At 63.5% G+C, this 15,613-nt stretch carries 15 protein-coding genes; 9 read left to right on the plus strand and 6 right to left on the minus strand.

The window, feature by feature from the left end:
• Positions 1 to 57 precede the first annotated feature (57 nt).
• Positions 58 to 1,341, plus strand: coding sequence for a citrate synthase (locus tag OU999_06260; protein WAC24786.1), 1,284 nt, complete (start codon positions 58 to 60; stop codon positions 1,339 to 1,341).
• Between the two features lie 207 nt (positions 1,342 to 1,548).
• Here OU999_06260 and dnaN read toward each other — a convergent pair whose 3' ends face one another.
• Positions 1,549 to 2,667, minus strand: coding sequence for a DNA polymerase III subunit beta (gene dnaN / locus OU999_06265; protein WAC24787.1), 1,119 nt, complete (start codon positions 2,665 to 2,667; stop codon positions 1,549 to 1,551).
• Between the two features lie 191 nt (positions 2,668 to 2,858).
• Here dnaN and OU999_06270 point away from each other — a divergent pair, with 191 nt between their 5' ends.
• Entirely contained in the window at positions 2,859 to 3,515 is a 657-nt protein-coding gene (locus OU999_06270) for a histidine phosphatase family protein (protein WAC24788.1), read from the plus strand.
• Positions 3,512 to 4,009: a hypothetical protein gene (locus OU999_06275; protein WAC24789.1), complete on the plus strand. Its 498-nt coding sequence runs from the start codon at positions 3,512 to 3,514 to the stop codon at positions 4,007 to 4,009. Before OU999_06270 ends, OU999_06275 begins: the two co-directional genes overlap by 4 nt.
• On the opposite strand, the gene OU999_06280 is transcribed toward OU999_06275, so the two are convergent.
• On the minus strand, positions 4,006 to 4,416 hold the full coding sequence (locus tag OU999_06280) for a low affinity iron permease family protein (GenBank protein WAC24790.1): 411 nt from the start codon (positions 4,414 to 4,416) through the stop codon (positions 4,006 to 4,008). The genes OU999_06275 and OU999_06280 overlap by 4 nt on opposite strands.
• A 79-nt stretch (positions 4,417 to 4,495) precedes the next feature.
• Between OU999_06280 and rlmN the strand changes: the two genes are divergently transcribed.
• Positions 4,496 to 5,749, plus strand: coding sequence for a 23S rRNA (adenine(2503)-C(2))-methyltransferase RlmN (gene rlmN, locus OU999_06285; protein WAC24791.1), 1,254 nt, complete (start codon positions 4,496 to 4,498; stop codon positions 5,747 to 5,749).
• 25 nt (positions 5,750 to 5,774) lie between these two features.
• Here rlmN and OU999_06290 read toward each other — a convergent pair whose 3' ends face one another.
• The 3 genes from OU999_06290 to OU999_06300 all read right to left on the minus strand — a co-directional run bounded on the left by OU999_06290 (position 5,775) and on the right by OU999_06300 (position 10,468).
• Positions 5,775 to 7,547, minus strand: a complete 1,773-nt coding sequence (locus OU999_06290) for a cation:proton antiporter (GenBank protein ID WAC24792.1) — start codon at positions 7,545 to 7,547, stop codon at positions 5,775 to 5,777.
• A gap of 61 nt (positions 7,548 to 7,608) precedes the next feature.
• Positions 7,609 to 9,240: a bifunctional GNAT family N-acetyltransferase/carbon-nitrogen hydrolase family protein gene (locus OU999_06295; GenBank protein WAC24793.1), complete on the minus strand. Its 1,632-nt coding sequence runs from the start codon at positions 9,238 to 9,240 to the stop codon at positions 7,609 to 7,611.
• 7 nt (positions 9,241 to 9,247) lie between these two features.
• Positions 9,248 to 10,468 carry an NADP-dependent isocitrate dehydrogenase gene (locus OU999_06300; protein WAC24794.1) on the minus strand — a complete coding sequence of 407 codons (1,221 nt, stop codon included), beginning with the start codon at positions 10,466 to 10,468 and terminating at the stop codon, positions 9,248 to 9,250.
• A gap of 198 nt (positions 10,469 to 10,666) precedes the next feature.
• On the opposite strand from OU999_06300, the gene OU999_06305 reads away from it, so the two are divergent.
• Together OU999_06305 and OU999_06310 are read left to right on the plus strand one after the other, a co-directional pair.
• Positions 10,667 to 11,401, plus strand: coding sequence for a phosphatidylserine decarboxylase (locus tag OU999_06305; protein WAC24795.1), 735 nt, complete (start codon positions 10,667 to 10,669; stop codon positions 11,399 to 11,401).
• Positions 11,402 to 11,441: 40 nt separating this feature from the next.
• Positions 11,442 to 12,263, plus strand: a complete 822-nt coding sequence (locus tag OU999_06310; GenBank protein WAC24796.1) for a phosphatidylcholine/phosphatidylserine synthase — start codon at positions 11,442 to 11,444, stop codon at positions 12,261 to 12,263.
• Here the strand turns inward: OU999_06310 and OU999_06315 are convergent.
• Positions 12,232 to 12,507 carry a hypothetical protein gene (locus tag OU999_06315; protein ID WAC24797.1) on the minus strand — a complete coding sequence of 92 codons (276 nt, stop codon included), beginning with the start codon at positions 12,505 to 12,507 and terminating at the stop codon, positions 12,232 to 12,234. The two genes, OU999_06310 and OU999_06315, sit on opposite strands and share 32 nt — an antisense overlap.
• A 347-nt stretch (positions 12,508 to 12,854) precedes the next feature.
• Between OU999_06315 and rpsB the strand changes: the two genes are divergently transcribed.
• The 3 genes from rpsB to pyrH all read left to right on the plus strand — a co-directional run bounded on the left by rpsB (position 12,855) and on the right by pyrH (position 15,611).
• Positions 12,855 to 13,637, plus strand: a complete 783-nt coding sequence (gene rpsB, locus OU999_06320) for a 30S ribosomal protein S2 (protein ID WAC24798.1) — start codon at positions 12,855 to 12,857, stop codon at positions 13,635 to 13,637.
• A gap of 136 nt (positions 13,638 to 13,773) precedes the next feature.
• Positions 13,774 to 14,697 (plus strand): translation elongation factor Ts, encoded by a 924-nt coding sequence (tsf, locus tag OU999_06325; GenBank protein ID WAC24799.1) that lies wholly within the window; start codon positions 13,774 to 13,776, stop codon positions 14,695 to 14,697.
• Positions 14,698 to 14,888: 191 nt separating this feature from the next.
• Entirely contained in the window at positions 14,889 to 15,611 is a 723-nt protein-coding gene (gene pyrH / locus OU999_06330) for a UMP kinase (GenBank protein ID WAC24800.1), read from the plus strand.
• Positions 15,612 to 15,613 lie beyond the last annotated feature (2 nt).

The following is a 15,613-nucleotide window of genomic DNA, read 5'->3' on the forward strand; positions in this document are numbered from 1 at the left end:
TACCAAACCCCTGGCAAGGTCTGCCTTGCCGCATAAACGCTTGGAGGAGAACGTACCGTGTCAGACAGCGCATCATTGAAGATCGGCGACAAGGAAAGCGGCTATCCGATCCGCTCCGGCACGATCGGCCCGGACGTCATCGACATCCGCAAGCTCTACGCCGAAACCGGCTGCTTCACCTATGATCCCGGCTTCACCTCCACCGCCAGCTGCGATTCCGCACTGACCTATATCGATGGCGACGAAGGCGTGCTCCTGCACCGCGGCTATCCGATCGGCGAACTCGCCGAGGATTCGAGCTTCATGGAAGTCTCGTACCTGCTGCTCAACGGCGAACTGCCCAGCAAGGACGAGCTCGACAGCTTCACCTACACCATCTCGCGCCACACCATGCTGCACGAGCAGCTGATGCAATTCTATCGCGGCTTCCGTCGCGACGCGCACCCGATGGCGATCATGTGCGGCGTCGTCGGCGCGCTGTCGGCCTTCTATCATGACTCGACCGATATCGCCGATCCCGAGCATCGCAAGATCTCGAGCCACCGGCTGATCGCCAAGATGCCGACGATCGCTGCGGCTGCGTACAAATATTCGGTGGGACAGCCGTTCGTCTATCCGGACAACTCGTTGTCCTATACCGGCAATTTCCTGAAGATGACCTTCGGCGTGCCGGCCGAGAAGTACGAGGTGAACCCGGTGGTCGAGCGCGCGCTCGATCGCATCTTCATCCTCCATGCCGACCATGAACAGAACGCCTCGACCTCGACCGTGCGTCTGGCCGGTTCCTCGGGCGCCAATCCGTTCGCCTGTATCGCGGCGGGCATCGCCTGTCTGTGGGGCCCGGCGCATGGCGGCGCGAACGAAGCTGCGCTCAACATGCTGCGCGAGATCGGCACGCCCGACAAGATTCCGCATTATATCGAGCGCGCCAAGGACAAGAACGATCCGTTCCGCCTGATGGGCTTCGGTCACCGCGTCTACAAGAACTACGACCCGCGCGCGACGGTGATGCAGAAGACCGTGCGCGAGGTGTTCGACGCGCTCAAGGTCAGCGATCCGGTGTTCGAGGTTGCGCTGCAGCTCGAGGAAATGGCGCTCAACGACCCCTATTTCATCGAGAAGAAGCTGTTCCCGAATGTCGACTTCTATTCGGGCGTGATCCTCTCGGCGATCGGCTTCCCGACCACGATGTTCACCGCCCTGTTCGCGCTCGCGCGCACCGTGGGCTGGGTCGCGCAGTGGAACGAGATGATCTCCGACCCCGGCCAGAAGATCGGCCGCCCGCGTCAGCTGTACACCGGCCCGACGCAGCGTCCCTATGTGGAGATCGGCAAGCGCTGATCGCTCCCTTAGGCTATCGCGACATACCGAAGCGCCCTCCCCTCACCGGGAGGGCGTTTTGCTTTATGGCGGCAATGACCTAGCGCAAATTTTGATCGTCACCCCCGCGCAGGCGGGGGTCCCGCTGCATATCTCACGCACGCGCAGGAGCGGGATTCCCGCTTTCGCGGGAATGACGAGACTGGTTTACGGAAGACGAAACGCGCGTCAGACGCGCATCGGCATCAGCACGTAGAGCGCGGTGGCCTTGTCGTTCTCGCGGATCAGCGTCGGAGCGCTGCTGTCGGCCAGGTGCAATTCGACGACATCGCCGTCGATCTCGCTCAGGATGTCGAGCAGATAGCGCGCGTTGAAACCGATCTCGAAGCCATCGCTGGCATACTGGCCCTCGACCTCTTCGGCTGCCGTGCCGTTTTCCGGGCTGGTGACCGACAGCGTGATCTTGTCCTTTTCCAGCGCCATCTTGACCGCGCGGGTCTTTTCGGTGGCGATGGTAGCCACGCGGTCGACGCCCTGTTCGAACGCACGCGGATCGATCTTGAGCAGCTTGTCGTTCGCGGTCGGGATGACGCGGCTGTAATCCGGGAAGGTGCCGTCGATCAGCTTCGAGGTGAGGATCGCGCTGCCCAGAGTGAAGCGGATCTTGCTGGCCGACAGGTCCACCTGCACGCGCGAATCGCCGCGCTCGTCGAGCAGCTTGCGGAGTTCCGCGATGCATTTGCGCGGCACGATCACGTCGGGCATGCCCTCGGCGCCATCGGGCCGGTCGAGCGTCACGCGTGCCAGGCGGTGCCCATCGGTCGCGGCGGCCTTGAGCACCGGACGATCATCATCGGCGACATGCAGGAAGATGCCGTTGAGATAATAGCGCGTCTCTTCGGTCGAGATCGCAAAGCGCGTCTTGTCGATGATCTGCACCAGCTCCGCCGCAGCCAGCTCGAAGCTGGTCGGCAGGTCGCCCTCTGCAATCACCGGGAAGTCGTCGCGCGGCAGCGTCGGCAGCGTGAAGCGGCTGCGACCGGCGCGCACCAGCATCTTGCCGTCGGCCGCATCGAGCATCACCTGGCTGCCATCGGGCAGCTTGCGGGCGATTTCGAACAGCGTATGCGCCGAGACCGTGATCGATCCGGGGGTTTCTACCGAATAGGCGCTCATCGTCTCTACGATCTGCAGGTCGAGGTCGGTCGCCATGAAGCGCAGGGCACCATCGCTCGATGCCTCGATCAGCACGTTCGACAGGATGGGGATCGTGTTGCGCCGTTCCACCACCGACTGAACATGGCTGAGGCTCTTGAGGAGCGTCGCGCGTTCGATAGTCGCTTTCATGAAAATCCCCCGAAGCCGCTAGGCCTCAAAAACAGCAAGAGACACATCTGCCAATATGGCAGAATCCGGACCCACTTCATTAACAAGATTGGCTTTAGGGGCAAGCCGATAGCCGGGCAAACGCGCTAAAACTGTGGAAAATGGTCACATAGTCTTGCCTAAAGCGATGCCATTGCCGAAACGGAACAGATATGACGCAAAATTCCCGGTTTTCCTGCCCACCCGTCCCCGGCCGCCTGTTCATCGCGCGGCATGGAGAGACGGTGTTCAACGCTGCCAAGCGGCTGCAGGGGGACCATCTCCACACCCCGCTGACGCGCGCCGGATTTGCCCAGGCCGATGGCATGGGGGCAGCGCTGGCGGGGGTGCTGGGGCCGCAGCCTGATCTCACCTTATGGGCATCGGATACCGGACGCGCGCTGCAGACGCTGGCGGTCATCACCGAACATCTGAGCCTGGACTGGCATGACGCCGGACGCGACATGCGGTTGGCGGAAATCGGCATGGGCTGCTGGGGCGGGCGCTATTATGCCGATGTCGTTGCCGAAATCGGCCCGATCGTCAGCGCCGACATGCTGCTGACGCCTGCCCCTGATGGCGAAACCTATCCCCAGATCGCCGACCGGGTCATCGGCTGGCTGGCCGATCATGCCGCCGAACCGGGCGACCGTCTGATCATCATGCACGGCATTTCCAGCCGGGTGCTGCGCGGCGTTCTGCTCGGCCTGCCGCTCCACCCGGTATTCGGCGCCCCCATCGCGCCGGGGCTGCCGCAGGGATCGGTGGTGATGATCGAGGACGGCCAGGAGCATATCGTCGTCACCGGTACCGGCGGAGGCCATGCGTGAGACGATACGCCGCCCTGCTGGCCACTGCGCTGCTGGCGGCAACCGTTCCGACTGTTCAAGCGCGCGACAGCCTGGGCGTGTTCGATGACTGGGGCGCGTTCCGCGATCCTCAGGTGCCGCGTTGCTATGCCATAGCCCAGCCCGACGAGGTGCGCGGGTCGCGTCAGTACCGGCCGTTTGCCAGCATTGGTTACTGGCCGAAACGCGGCGTACGCGGCCAGTTCCACCTGCGATTGAGCCGCGCCATGGCCAAGGGGCAAGCCGTCACGCTGACCATCGGCATCCGCCGCTTTCGCCTGTCCGGCGGCGGCGGCGATGCATGGGCCCGTGATCGCGCGATGGACGCGGCGATCATCGCCGCGATGCGCTCTGCCCGTGAGATGACTGCCAGCAGCGAAGACGCACGCGGCAACACGATCCGCGAGCTGTATCTGCTCAAGGGTGCTGCCACCGCGATGGACGCCGCCGCGCTGGGCTGCGCACGGCGGGGCTAGATCCGGTCGAGCAGCCGTTCGACACTGGCATGCCCTGCCTTGTGCCGGTCTTCCTCGGCACGCCCCTCCTCCTCCAGCGCCGCGCGGATCGCCTCGATCTGGATGTCGGTGAGATGCTCGATACCGATGAACGCGTTGCGCGCATCGGTCTGGGCGCGGATCAGCTCGTCGAGCTTGGCCTGAATCGCCGCAGCATCGCGGTTCTGGCTGTTCTGGATGACGAACACCATCAGGAAGGTGATGATCGTGGTGCCGGTGTTGATCACCAGCTGCCAGGTATCGGAATAATCGAACAACGGCCCGCTCAGCCCCCAGAGCAGGATGATCGCGAGCGCTGCGACAAAGGCGAAGGGCCTGCCGACGATCCATGCGACGCGGGTGGCAATGACGGTGAAGAAACGGTCCATGGAGGCTCCTGATGGCTGAACGGCGGCGCGTCTGCCGCAGAGGTAGCAATTACGCCCGAATTTGACTATGTGGCGCGGCATGAACGCTGAAACCCCGATCACCATGCCCATCCCGGGCCATATCGACCCCGTCCCCGTGCCGCGCGCGATCACGCCGCGGGCCGATGGCCGTGCCGATCTGATGGGCCTGATGCGCGAGGATATCGGTGCGCTGCTCGAAGTGGCGGGTCTCGATCGCAAACAGGCCAAGCTGCGCTCCAAGCAGGTTTTCCACTGGATCTACCATCGCGGCGTCACCGATTTCGACGCGATGACCGATATTGCCAAGACGATGCGCCCCTGGCTGGCGGAACGCTTCGTCATCGGCCGCCCCGAAATCGTCGAGGCGCAGGTATCGAGCGACGGCACCCGCAAATGGCTGCTGCGCACCGATGATGGCCAGGATTACGAGATGGTCTTCATCCCCGATGCGGACCGCGGCACCCTGTGCATTTCCAGTCAGGTCGGCTGCACGCTCAACTGCCGCTTCTGCCATACCGGCACGATGCGGCTGGTGCGCAACCTGACCCCAGGCGAGATTGTCGGCCAGGTCATGCTGGCGCGCGATGCGCTGGGCGAATGGCCCAAGGGCGCGATGGATCATCTCGACGAGGACGAGGACGCCGCCGCCTATACCGCCGATGGACGCCTGCTCACCAATATCGTGCTGATGGGCATGGGCGAGCCGCTCTACAATTTCGATCATGTCCGTGACGCAATGAAAGTGGTGATGCACGGCGACGGCCTGGCGCTGTCCAAGCGACGCATCACGCTGTCGACCAGCGGCGTCGTGCCGATGATGGCACGCTGCGGCGAAGAAATCGGCGTCAACCTGGCGGTCTCGCTGCACGCGGTGACCAAGGATGTGCGCGACGAAATCGTGCCGCTCAACCGCAAATACGGCCTCGAGCAGCTGCTCCAGGCCTGTGCCGATTATCCGGGCGCCAGCAACGCGCGCCGCATCACCTTCGAATATGTGATGCTCAAGGACAAGAACGACAGCGACGACGATGCGCGCGAGCTGGTCCGCCTGCTCAAGGCCTATGACCTGCCCGCCAAGGTCAACCTGATCCCGTTTAACCCCTGGCCCGGCGCGGCGTACGAATGCTCCGACCCGGATCGCATCAAGCGCTTTTCAGACATCGTGTTCGAAGGCGGCATCAGCGCGCCGGTGCGCACCCCGCGCGGCCGCGACATCATGGCGGCCTGTGGCCAGCTCAAGTCCGCTGCCGAAAAGAAGAGCCGCGCCGAGCTTGACCGGCTGGCAGAAGAGAAGCAGGCGGCATTGGGCTGATCCCTCACGGCGTTTCTGCCGCCTCTCAGGCGGCGGGCGCCTCGCCAGACCGCAGGGCGGGCTTCTGGTCGAGCCCGCCTTCTTCCATGATCCGGCGGCGCAGTTCATCGCGCTTGCCGTGAATGGAAGCGATGACGTGCCCCATGGCAATGCCCAGATCGACCAGCAAAGCTTCGGACAGCTGCAATGAACTTTCCAGCGCCTCCGGCACCGCAAGCGTAGCGCCCGCCCGGTATAGCTCGCTCGCATGATCGGTATCGCGGGCGCGGGCAATGATCGTCAGGTCCGGAACCCAGCCATGGACACGGCGCACGATCTGCACCGCCAGCACCGGGTCATCCATGGTCAGGATCAGCGCACGGGCATGGCCCAGACGCAGGCGATCGAGCAATTCGGGGCGCGCGACATCGCCGAACACGATCGGCACGCCGGCGCGCCGTGCGGTCAGCACGACATCGACATTGGATTCGACCGCGACAAACGGTTGGCCATGCTCCTTGAGCATATCGGCAATGATTTCACCGACGCGGCCGTAACCAAAGATCACGGTGCGATCATTGGCAATGTCCGATTGGTCGATGGGCGCCGCGTCGCTGGCCCGCATTTCCAGATGGCGGGCCATGCTGTGCCCCAGCTTGGCCAGCAGCGGCGTGATCGTAAGTCCGATGGCGGTGACGATCTGCCAGAACTGGGCCGTGGAGGCCTGGATCAGCTGGGCCTGAACCGCTGCAGCCAGCACGATCAGGGTGGTTTCGGACGGACTGGCCATCAACACGCCAGCCTCGGCCGCCGTCCCGCGCCGTGCACCGGCGACACGCAGCAGCAGCCCGGTGACCACCGCCTTGACCACGACCACGCCGACCACCGCAATGGCCAGTGACTGCCAATGGGCGACGATCACCCGGATGTCGATCGACATGCCGACCGTGATCAGGAAGACGCCCAGCGCCAGCCCCTTGAACGGCTCGATCAGAATCTCGACCTCGCCATGATATTCGGTCTCGGCAATGATCAGGCCGGCGAGCAGTGCGCCGACGATGGGCGAGAGGCCGACAGACGCGGTGGCCAGGCTCGCGGTGATGACGACCAGAAGGCTTGCCGCCAGAAACAGCTCTGGGCTCTTGGTCCGCGCAGCCTGAGCGAACATCCGGGGCAGGATCATGCGCCCCAGGACCAGCATGGCGAGCACGGTCGCGACGCCCAGCAGCAGCGTGATACCCAGATTGCTGGCCCCCGACATGCCCGCTGTCGGCGCGAGCGCACCGAGCAGGAAGATGATGGGGACGATCGCGACATCCTCGAACAGCAGCATGGCCAGAGCCGCGCGCCCGACGGGGGATGTGGTGCCCGACATAGGCAGCACCAATGCAGTCGACGAAAGCGCCAGCGCCAGGCCGAGGCCAATGGCTCCGCCCCAATTCTGTCCGACCATGTTCAGAGCCGTCCCGATGATCAGTGCGGACAGCAGCAATTCTGCCGCACCAACCCCGAAAACCAGCTTGCGCAGGCTCCAGAGTCGCTTGAACGACAGCTCAAGCCCGATGGTGAACAGCAGCAGGATGATGCCGAATTCGGCATAAGGCCCGATCGATTTCGCGTCGGTGATGGTGACATGGTAGAGCCAGGGATATTCATCGACCAGCGAGCCTAGCCCGGACGGCCCCACCAGGATGCCGATCAGCAGAAATCCGATGATCGGCGTGATTCTGAACCGGGCGAACGCCGGAATGACGATGCCGGCAGCGCCGAGAATGACGAGTGCATCGCTGAGGACCGGATTGTCGAGCGGATTATGCATGGATCAATTCATGGCGGATAAAGGACAGCATGTCAGCCATAAATCACGAGAATGAACGGTATTAGCCTCCGCCGCCACCCTGCGGCCCGGCGGGCGCAGTCTGGCGGGCGCGTTCGCGCTTGGCGGCGGCATGGCCCCGGCCCACCGCGCGGTCCCATTCGATATGGTAGAGGTCATAGCGCCGGTCGCCCAGATTGCGCACCGTGCCCTCGTGCCGCGCCCAGCTCAGATCATCGAGATTGACGTCGCTGATCGTCAGCGTCTCGACATTCTCGCTCGCCTCTGCGGCAATGCCATCGCGCGCGAACGGCAGGTCGCACGGCGTCAGGATGCAGCTTTGCGCATATTGGATGTCCATGTTCTCGACATCGGGCAGATTGCCGACATTGCCTGACATCACGACATAGCACTGGTTCTCGATCGCACGCGCCTGGCAGCAATAGCGCACCCGCATATAGGCCTCGCGGCTGTCGGTGCAGAACGGCACAAAGATGATCCGCGCGCCCTCATCCGCCAGACGCCGCGCCAGTTCGGGAAACTCGCTGTCATAACAGATCAGCACGCCGATCGGTCCGCAATCGGTCTGGATCGCATCGATGCTGTCGCCGCCCTTGATCTTCCACCAGTACCGCTCGTTGGGCGTGGGGTGGATTTTCTCCTGCGCGTGGATCGAACCGTCGCGCAGCGCGACCAGCGCGATATTCTGGATATCGCCGTCATCGGCGCGGGTCGGGTGCGATCCGCCGATGATGTTGATGTTATATTCCATCGCCATCCGCGTGAGCTCGTCGCGGATGCGCGGGGTGAACTCGCTCAGCGCCTCGATCGCTTCCTGCGGCCCCATCTTCTTCTTGGCGAAGGACAGCAGCGACATGGTGAACATTTCGGGAAATAGTACGAAGTCTGCCCGGTAATCCGCTGCAACATCGACGAAATATTCGACGTTGCGGACGAATTCCTCGAAATTCGCGACCGCGCGCGCCTGGAACTGCACGGTGGCAAGGCGCACGCTTTCCACGCCGCGCGGCACGCGGTGCTTGGGTGGCTCGTCCGGGTTCACATAGGGGTTGCGCCATACCATGTGCGCCGCGTGGCCGCGCGACTGGCGGTCCTCGGGCAGGTAGCGCTTGAGGATGCCGACCGGCGCAAAGCCATTGGCGATCTGGAAGCCGATCACGGGATCGCGCAGCTTGCCCTCGACCACCTTGTCCAGATAATCCTCGGGGCTTTCGGCCTTTTTGGTGCGCTTGGCGCGATCATAGCCCGGTATCCGCCCGGCAAAGACGATGCCGTTGAGGTCGAGCTGTTCGGCGAGCGCCCGCCGCGCCTCGTACAACCGCTTGCCGATGCGGACCCCGCGCTGCGCGGGATCGACGCACATTTCATAGCCGTAAAGCCATTCGCCGGTCGGCACATGACGGGTGCCAAAGCCGTTGCCGCTGATCTCTTCCCAATCGTGCGGCGCAAAGGCCATAGCCTCGGTCACGCGCGATGACGCGCAATAGCCGACGATATCGCCATCGAGGATCGCGACGAACTGGCCCTGGGGGAAATTGTTAAGCTGGCCGCGCAACTCGCCGAACTTGTAAGGTGGCAGGCCCGGATAGGCGCGCTCGACGAGCGCGGATATCCCGGAAATGTCGCCCCTGCGGGCCTGCCTTACCTCAAGTCGTGCCTTGCTGCGCTGTGCCATCAACGCCTTACGCCCAGGTACCCATTTCCGTTTCGAGATTGGCGCGGATGGCCTCGAAGAACTGCTCGGTGGTCATCCAGGCCTGGTCCGGGCCGATCAGGATGGCGAGGTCCTTGGTCATCGATCCCTGCTCGACGGTCTCGATGCAGACGCGCTCCAGCGTCTCGGCAAAGCGCACCACTTCAGGGGTTTCGTCGAAGCGACCGCGATAGATGAGGCCGCGCGTCCAGGCGAAGATCGATGCGATCGGGTTGGTCGATGTCGCCTTGCCCTGTTCGTGCATGCGATAGTGACGCGTGACGGTACCGTGCGCCGCTTCGGCCTCGACGGTCTTGCCATCGGGGGTCATCAGCACCGAGGTCATCAGGCCGAGCGAACCGAAGCCCTGGGCCACGGTATCCGACTGCACGTCGCCGTCATAGTTCTTGCACGCCCAGACGAACTTGCCCGACCATTTCAGCGCCGATGCGACCATGTCATCGATCAGACGATGCTGATAGGTGATGCCGGCGGCTTCGAACTGCGCCCTGAATTCCTTCTCGTACACCTCTTCGAAGATGTCCTTGAAGCGGCCGTCATAGGCCTTGAGGATCGTGTTCTTGGTCGACAGATAGGTCGGCCAGCCGCGATCGAGGCCATAGTTCATCGATGCGCGCGCAAAGTCGGCGATCGAGTCATCGAGGTTGTACATCGCCATGGCGACGCCCGAGGACGGGAACTGGAACACTTCCTCGTCGATCGTGCTGCCGTCCTCGCCTTCGAAGACGAGGCGCAGCTTGCCCGGGCCGGGCACGCGGAAATCGGTCGCCTTGTACTGGTCGCCAAAGGCATGACGGCCGACCACGATCGGGTCGGTCCAGCCCGGCACCAGCCGCGGGATGTTCGAGATGACGATCGGCTCGCGGAAGACCACGCCGCCCAGGATGTTGCGGATCGTGCCGTTGGGCGACTTCCACATTTTCTTCAGGCTGAACTCTTCGACGCGCTGCTCATCGGGGGTGATGGTGGCGCACTTGACGCCCACGCCATGCTCGCGGATCGCATTCGAGGCATCGACGGTGATCTTGTCGTTGGTCTCGTCGCGCTTCTGGATCGACAGGTCGTAATATTTCAGGTCGATGTCCAGATAGGGCAGGATCAGGCGTTCGCGGATCCACTCCCAGATAATCCGGGTCATTTCATCGCCGTCGATTTCGACGACGGGCTTGGCCACCTTGATCTTTGCCATGCGGGATTTGCGCCTTCTTGCTAGGGAGGAATCGGAAAACTGGGTCGCTCTTAGCAAAGTCAGCCCATGTTTCAACCTTGTCGCGCGCCCTCTCGCTAGCGCAAATCAGTCGCAGAAATATGCCGCAGCGCAGCATTCACCGCATCCGGGGGCCATTGGTCGTTGTCACACCCGCATCCACCCCCTAAGAGGGCCTGCATGTCGCAAGAATTACTGGATAACCGGGGCAAGGGCCTGGCGAGCTGGAGCTTCCCGCCGGTTCATCCCGAAGGCCGAAAATTTGCCGTAATCGCCGCCGGAATCACGCTCGTTCTTGCGCTGATGGCCTGGGAAACCCTCGCCTGGCCGATGGGCGGCATCACCTTGTGGATCCTGGCCTTTTTTCGGGATCCCGCCCGCGTCACTCCGCTTGACGAACGCTTTGTGGTCGCACCTGCCGATGGGATGGTCACGCTGATCCAGGAGATCGCACCGCCGATCGAGCTGGCGGACATGGACGGATTGGGCAGCGAGCCGCTGTGGCGCGTGTCGATTTTCATGAGCGTGTTCGACGTGCACATCAACCGCGCACCGATTGGCGGCACCATCCGGCGCATCGTCTATATTTCGGGCAAGTTCCTCAATGCCGATCTCGACAAGGCGAGCGACGAGAACGAGCGCCAGCACATCATGGTGGAGCGCAGCGACGGTCTGCGCGTCGGCTTCACCCAGATTGCAGGGCTGGTCGCGCGCCGCATCGTGCCCTTTGTCAAGGAAGGCGATTTCGTCGCCGTGGGCCAGCGCGTCGGCCTGATCCGCTTCGGCAGCCGGGTCGATGTCTATCTGCCGCGCGGCACCGCGCCTGCGGTGGTCAAGGGCCAGCGCATCGTGGCAGGCGAAACCGTTCTGGCGGTGGTCGGCGATGCCCCGATGCGCGAAGGCATTGCGCACTGATGCGGCCCGCCCCCTCCCCCCGCCTGCGGATTTTCCGGACATGAGCGCCCCCGATCCTCTCGACCGGCGCGGACGGCGCGGACCGATCCGCTATCTTGCCGGGCGCCGCTTCCGGCTGCGCGAGGGCCTGACGCTCAGGGCCATGGTGCCCAATGCCATTACCGCATCGGCGCTGTGCTGCGGCCTGACCGGCATCCGCTTTGCGTTGCAGGAACAATGGCCGCTGGCGGCAGGGGCGATCGTGCTTGCTGGCGTGCTCGACGGGATCGATGGACGCGTCGCGCGCATGCTCAAGGCACAGAGCCGCTTTGGCGCCGAACTGGACTCGCTGGCAGATTCGATTGCCTTTGGCGTATCGCCCGCATTGGTGCTGTTCCTGTGGTCGCTCAACGAGTTGCCACGCTTCGGCTGGCTGATCGCGCTGACGCTGGCGGTCTGCTGCGCGCTGCGCCTGGCGCGGTTCAATGCACAGATCGACCTTGAGGACCAGCCGCACAAGTCTGCCGGATATCTGACCGGCATTCCGGCACCTGCGGGCGCTGGTCTTGCCATGCTGCCGCTGTATCTGTGGATCGAGACCGGGCTCGACGTCTTCCGCCACTATACCGTGATCGGCCCGTGGCTGCTGCTGATTGCATTCCTGATGATATCGAACGTGGCCACGTTCAGCTGGTCGTCGCTGCATCTGCGCAAGAACATCCGGCTGGAAATGCTGGCGGTCGTGGCGATCACGGCAGCCTCGCTGCTCACCGTCCCCTTCATCACGCTGAGCGCGATCTCGCTGGTCTATCTCGCGCTGATCCCGTTCGGGATGCGGTCCTACGCCAAGGTCAGGCGGCAGCGCGCCAGTCAGGCCGGCTGACCGTCACATTGCCGCGCACCGGCATGGCGATGACATTGCGCGGGCTATAGTCCGGCGCATGGGCCGGAACGAAGGTGACCGCCGCACGCATCTGCCCGCGAGCAACACGCCCCTGCCCTGCTTCACGATAGGCCGCAAACAGCGCGTCGAAACGCTCTGTGGCGCCCGCAAACGACTGGGCGATGACGAGCACTGCGGCGATGGCGGCAGCGGCGAAGAACAGGGCAATGGCTACAGCAAACATGGCGCTCAATCCTGGCTTGCGTCCGCTGTGCTGATCGCCCAGCAGAACATTGTGGATAACACTGTGGAAAGCCATTGGTTCCATTTCGGGACGATCCGGAGCCCTTGACCTGCTTTGTATCGCGTTTGTTCCACCTCTGTTTCGGCGCGTCAACCGGAAAATTCGGTTCGTCGCATGTTTTGGGACTGGATTTCCCACGCGAACTCGCATAAGGGCCCGCTCGCAGGCAGCACTGTGCCGCCCGCAATCCACATGGAAGACGCACATACCGGTGCCCCGGCCACCCTTTCAGGGTCGTGCCTTCAGGGTTCCTGTCTTCCAGAGGCTCAACCGGAAAGGAAATGATTATGGCGGCACCTGTCGTCACCATGCAGCAATTGATCGAAGCCGGCGCGCATTTCGGCCATCAGACCCACCGCTGGAACCCGCGCATGAAGCCGTACATTTTCGGCGCGCGCAACGGCATCCACATCCTTGACCTGTCGCAGACCGTGCCGCTGTTCGCGCGCGCTCTCGAATTCGTCTCGGCCACCGTGCAGGCGGGCGGCAAGGTGCTGTTCGTCGGCACCAAGCGCCAGGCCCAGGCCCCGATCGCCGAAGCAGCCCGCGCCAGCGGCCAGCACTTCGTCAACCACCGCTGGCTGGGCGGCATGCTCACCAACTGGAAGACGATCTCGGGATCGATCAAGCGCCTGAAGACGCTCGAAGAGCAGCTCGCCGGTGACACCTCGGGCTTCACCAAGAAGGAAGTCCTGCAACTGACCCGCGAACGCGACAAGCTGGAACTGTCGCTCGGCGGTATCCGCGACATGGGCGGCATTCCCGACGTGATGTTCGTGATCGACGCGAACAAGGAAGACCTCGCCATCAAGGAAGCCAATGTGCTTGGCATCCCGGTGATCGCGATCCTCGATTCGAACGTCGATCCGCAGGGCATCGCCTTCCCGGTTCCCGCCAATGACGATGCCGCGCGCGCCGTTCGCCTCTATTGCGACGCCGTTGCCGCTGCTGCCACCAAGGGCCGCACCGGTGCCGCCGTTGCTTCGGGCGCGGACGTTGGCGAGATGGCCGAACCGCCGGCAGAAGCCGCGCTGGAAGAAGCTGCAGCCGAAACCGGCGACGCTGCCTAATCGGGTTGGCTGATCGGGCCGGGTGGGGCTTGGCCCTGCCCTGCTTGCACAAAACTGACACATGCAGGGGCTACGGGCCGGGCATTGGCCCGCACCTGTGGCCCCTGCGTCCATATTCAAAACAAGGAACACGAACATGGCTGTTGTAACCGCTGCTACTGTCAAGGAACTGCGCGAGCGCACCGGCGCTGGCATGATGGACGCCAAGAAGGCGCTGACCGAAGCCAATGGCGACATCGAAGCCGCCGTTGACGCGCTGCGCGCCAAGGGCCTTGCCACCGCGCAGAAGAAGTCGAGCCGCACCGCCGCCGAAGGCCTGGTGGGCATCGAGGTTTCGGGTCTGAAGGGCGTCGCTGTCGAAGTGAACAGCGAAACCGACTTCGTCGCCAAGAACGACCAGTTCCAGGATTTCGTCCGCAAGGTGACCGGCGTCGCGCTGACCACCGGCGATGATGTCGATACGCTCAAGGCTGCGGACTATCCCGATGGCGGCACCGTTGGCGACAAGCTGACGAACTCGATCGCCACGATTGGCGAAAACCAGTCGATCCGCCGCATCAAGACCGTTTCGGTCAGCGAAGGCGTCGTGGTGTCGTACATGCACAATGCTGTCGCGCCGAACCTCGGCAAGATCGGCGTGCTGGTCGCGCTGGAAGGCGATGTCGCCGCCGACGTGCTCGAGCCGCTGGGCAAGCAGATCGGCATGCACATCGCTGCAGCCTTCCCGCTGGCGCTGAACGCCGATGGCCTGGATGCCGAGCTGATCGCGCGCGAACGCAAGATCGCCGAGGAAAAGGCTGCTGAAAGCGGCAAGCCCGCCGAAGTGCAGGCCAAGATGGTCGACGGTGCGATCGCCAAGTTCGCCAAGGAAAACGCACTGCTCAGCCAGCTGTTCGTGATCGACAACAAGACCCCGATCGCCGACGTGGTGGCCAAGGCCGCCAAGGACGCGGGCGGCAAGATCACGCTGAAGGACTATGTCCGCTTCCAGCTCGGCGAAGGCATCGAGAAGGAAGAAACCGACTTCGCGGCTGAAGTCGCGGCGGCTGCGGGCCTCTAAGCTCCACGCTGATACAGCATGAAACGGCGGGTAGCCCCCGGGCTGCCCGCTGTTTTTGCGTCCACTCCACTGGCGTTCATCGCTTCCTGCGGACAAGTGCAGGAACGTGCTTGGCAGCCCTTGATGCACCCACTATGGTGCGCGCCACCCGGCCTTGAGGGCCGCACTTCATCCCAGATACCGGAACATCCATGACCATCGCCCCCTACCGCCGCATCCTCCTGAAGCTGTCGGGGGAAGCCCTGATGGGCGACGGCCAATATGGCATCGATCCCGCCACGGTGGCCCGCATGGCGGGAGAGGTTAAGGCTGCCAAGGAAACCGGGCTGGAAATCTGCCTGGTGATCGGCGGCGGCAATATCTTCCGCGGCATGGCGGGCGCCGCCAAGGGCATGGACCGCGCCCAGGCCGATTATATGGGCATGCTCGCCACCGTGATGAACGCGCTGGCGATGCAGAGCGCGCTCGAGCAGCTTGGTGTCCCCACCCGCGTCCAGTCCGCGATCGAGATGGACAAGGTGTGCGAACCGGTGATCCGCAGGCGGGCCCAGCGGCACCTGGAAAAGGGCCGCGTGGTGATCTTTGCAGCTGGCGTCGGCGCACCTTATTTCACCACCGATTCCGGCGCGGCCCTTCGCGCGGCTGAAATGAAGTGCGATGCGCTGCTCAAGGGCACCAGCGTCGACGGCGTGTACAATGCCGACCCCAAGCTGGATCCGAACGCTGTGCGTTACGAAACATTGAGTTATGACCGGGTGTTGCAAGACAATCTGAAGGTCATGGACGCCAGCGCCGTGGCGCTCTGCCGCGACAATTCCATTCCCATCGTGGTGTTTTCGATCCGCGAACAGGGCAATCTCGCCCGTGTTCTCAGCGGCGAAGGCACGGCGACAACCGTACATCAGAAGGATTGAAC

It is taken from the genome of Blastomonas sp. SL216 (assembly GCA_026625625.1).
GTDB lineage: Bacteria > Pseudomonadota > Alphaproteobacteria > Sphingomonadales > Sphingomonadaceae > Blastomonas.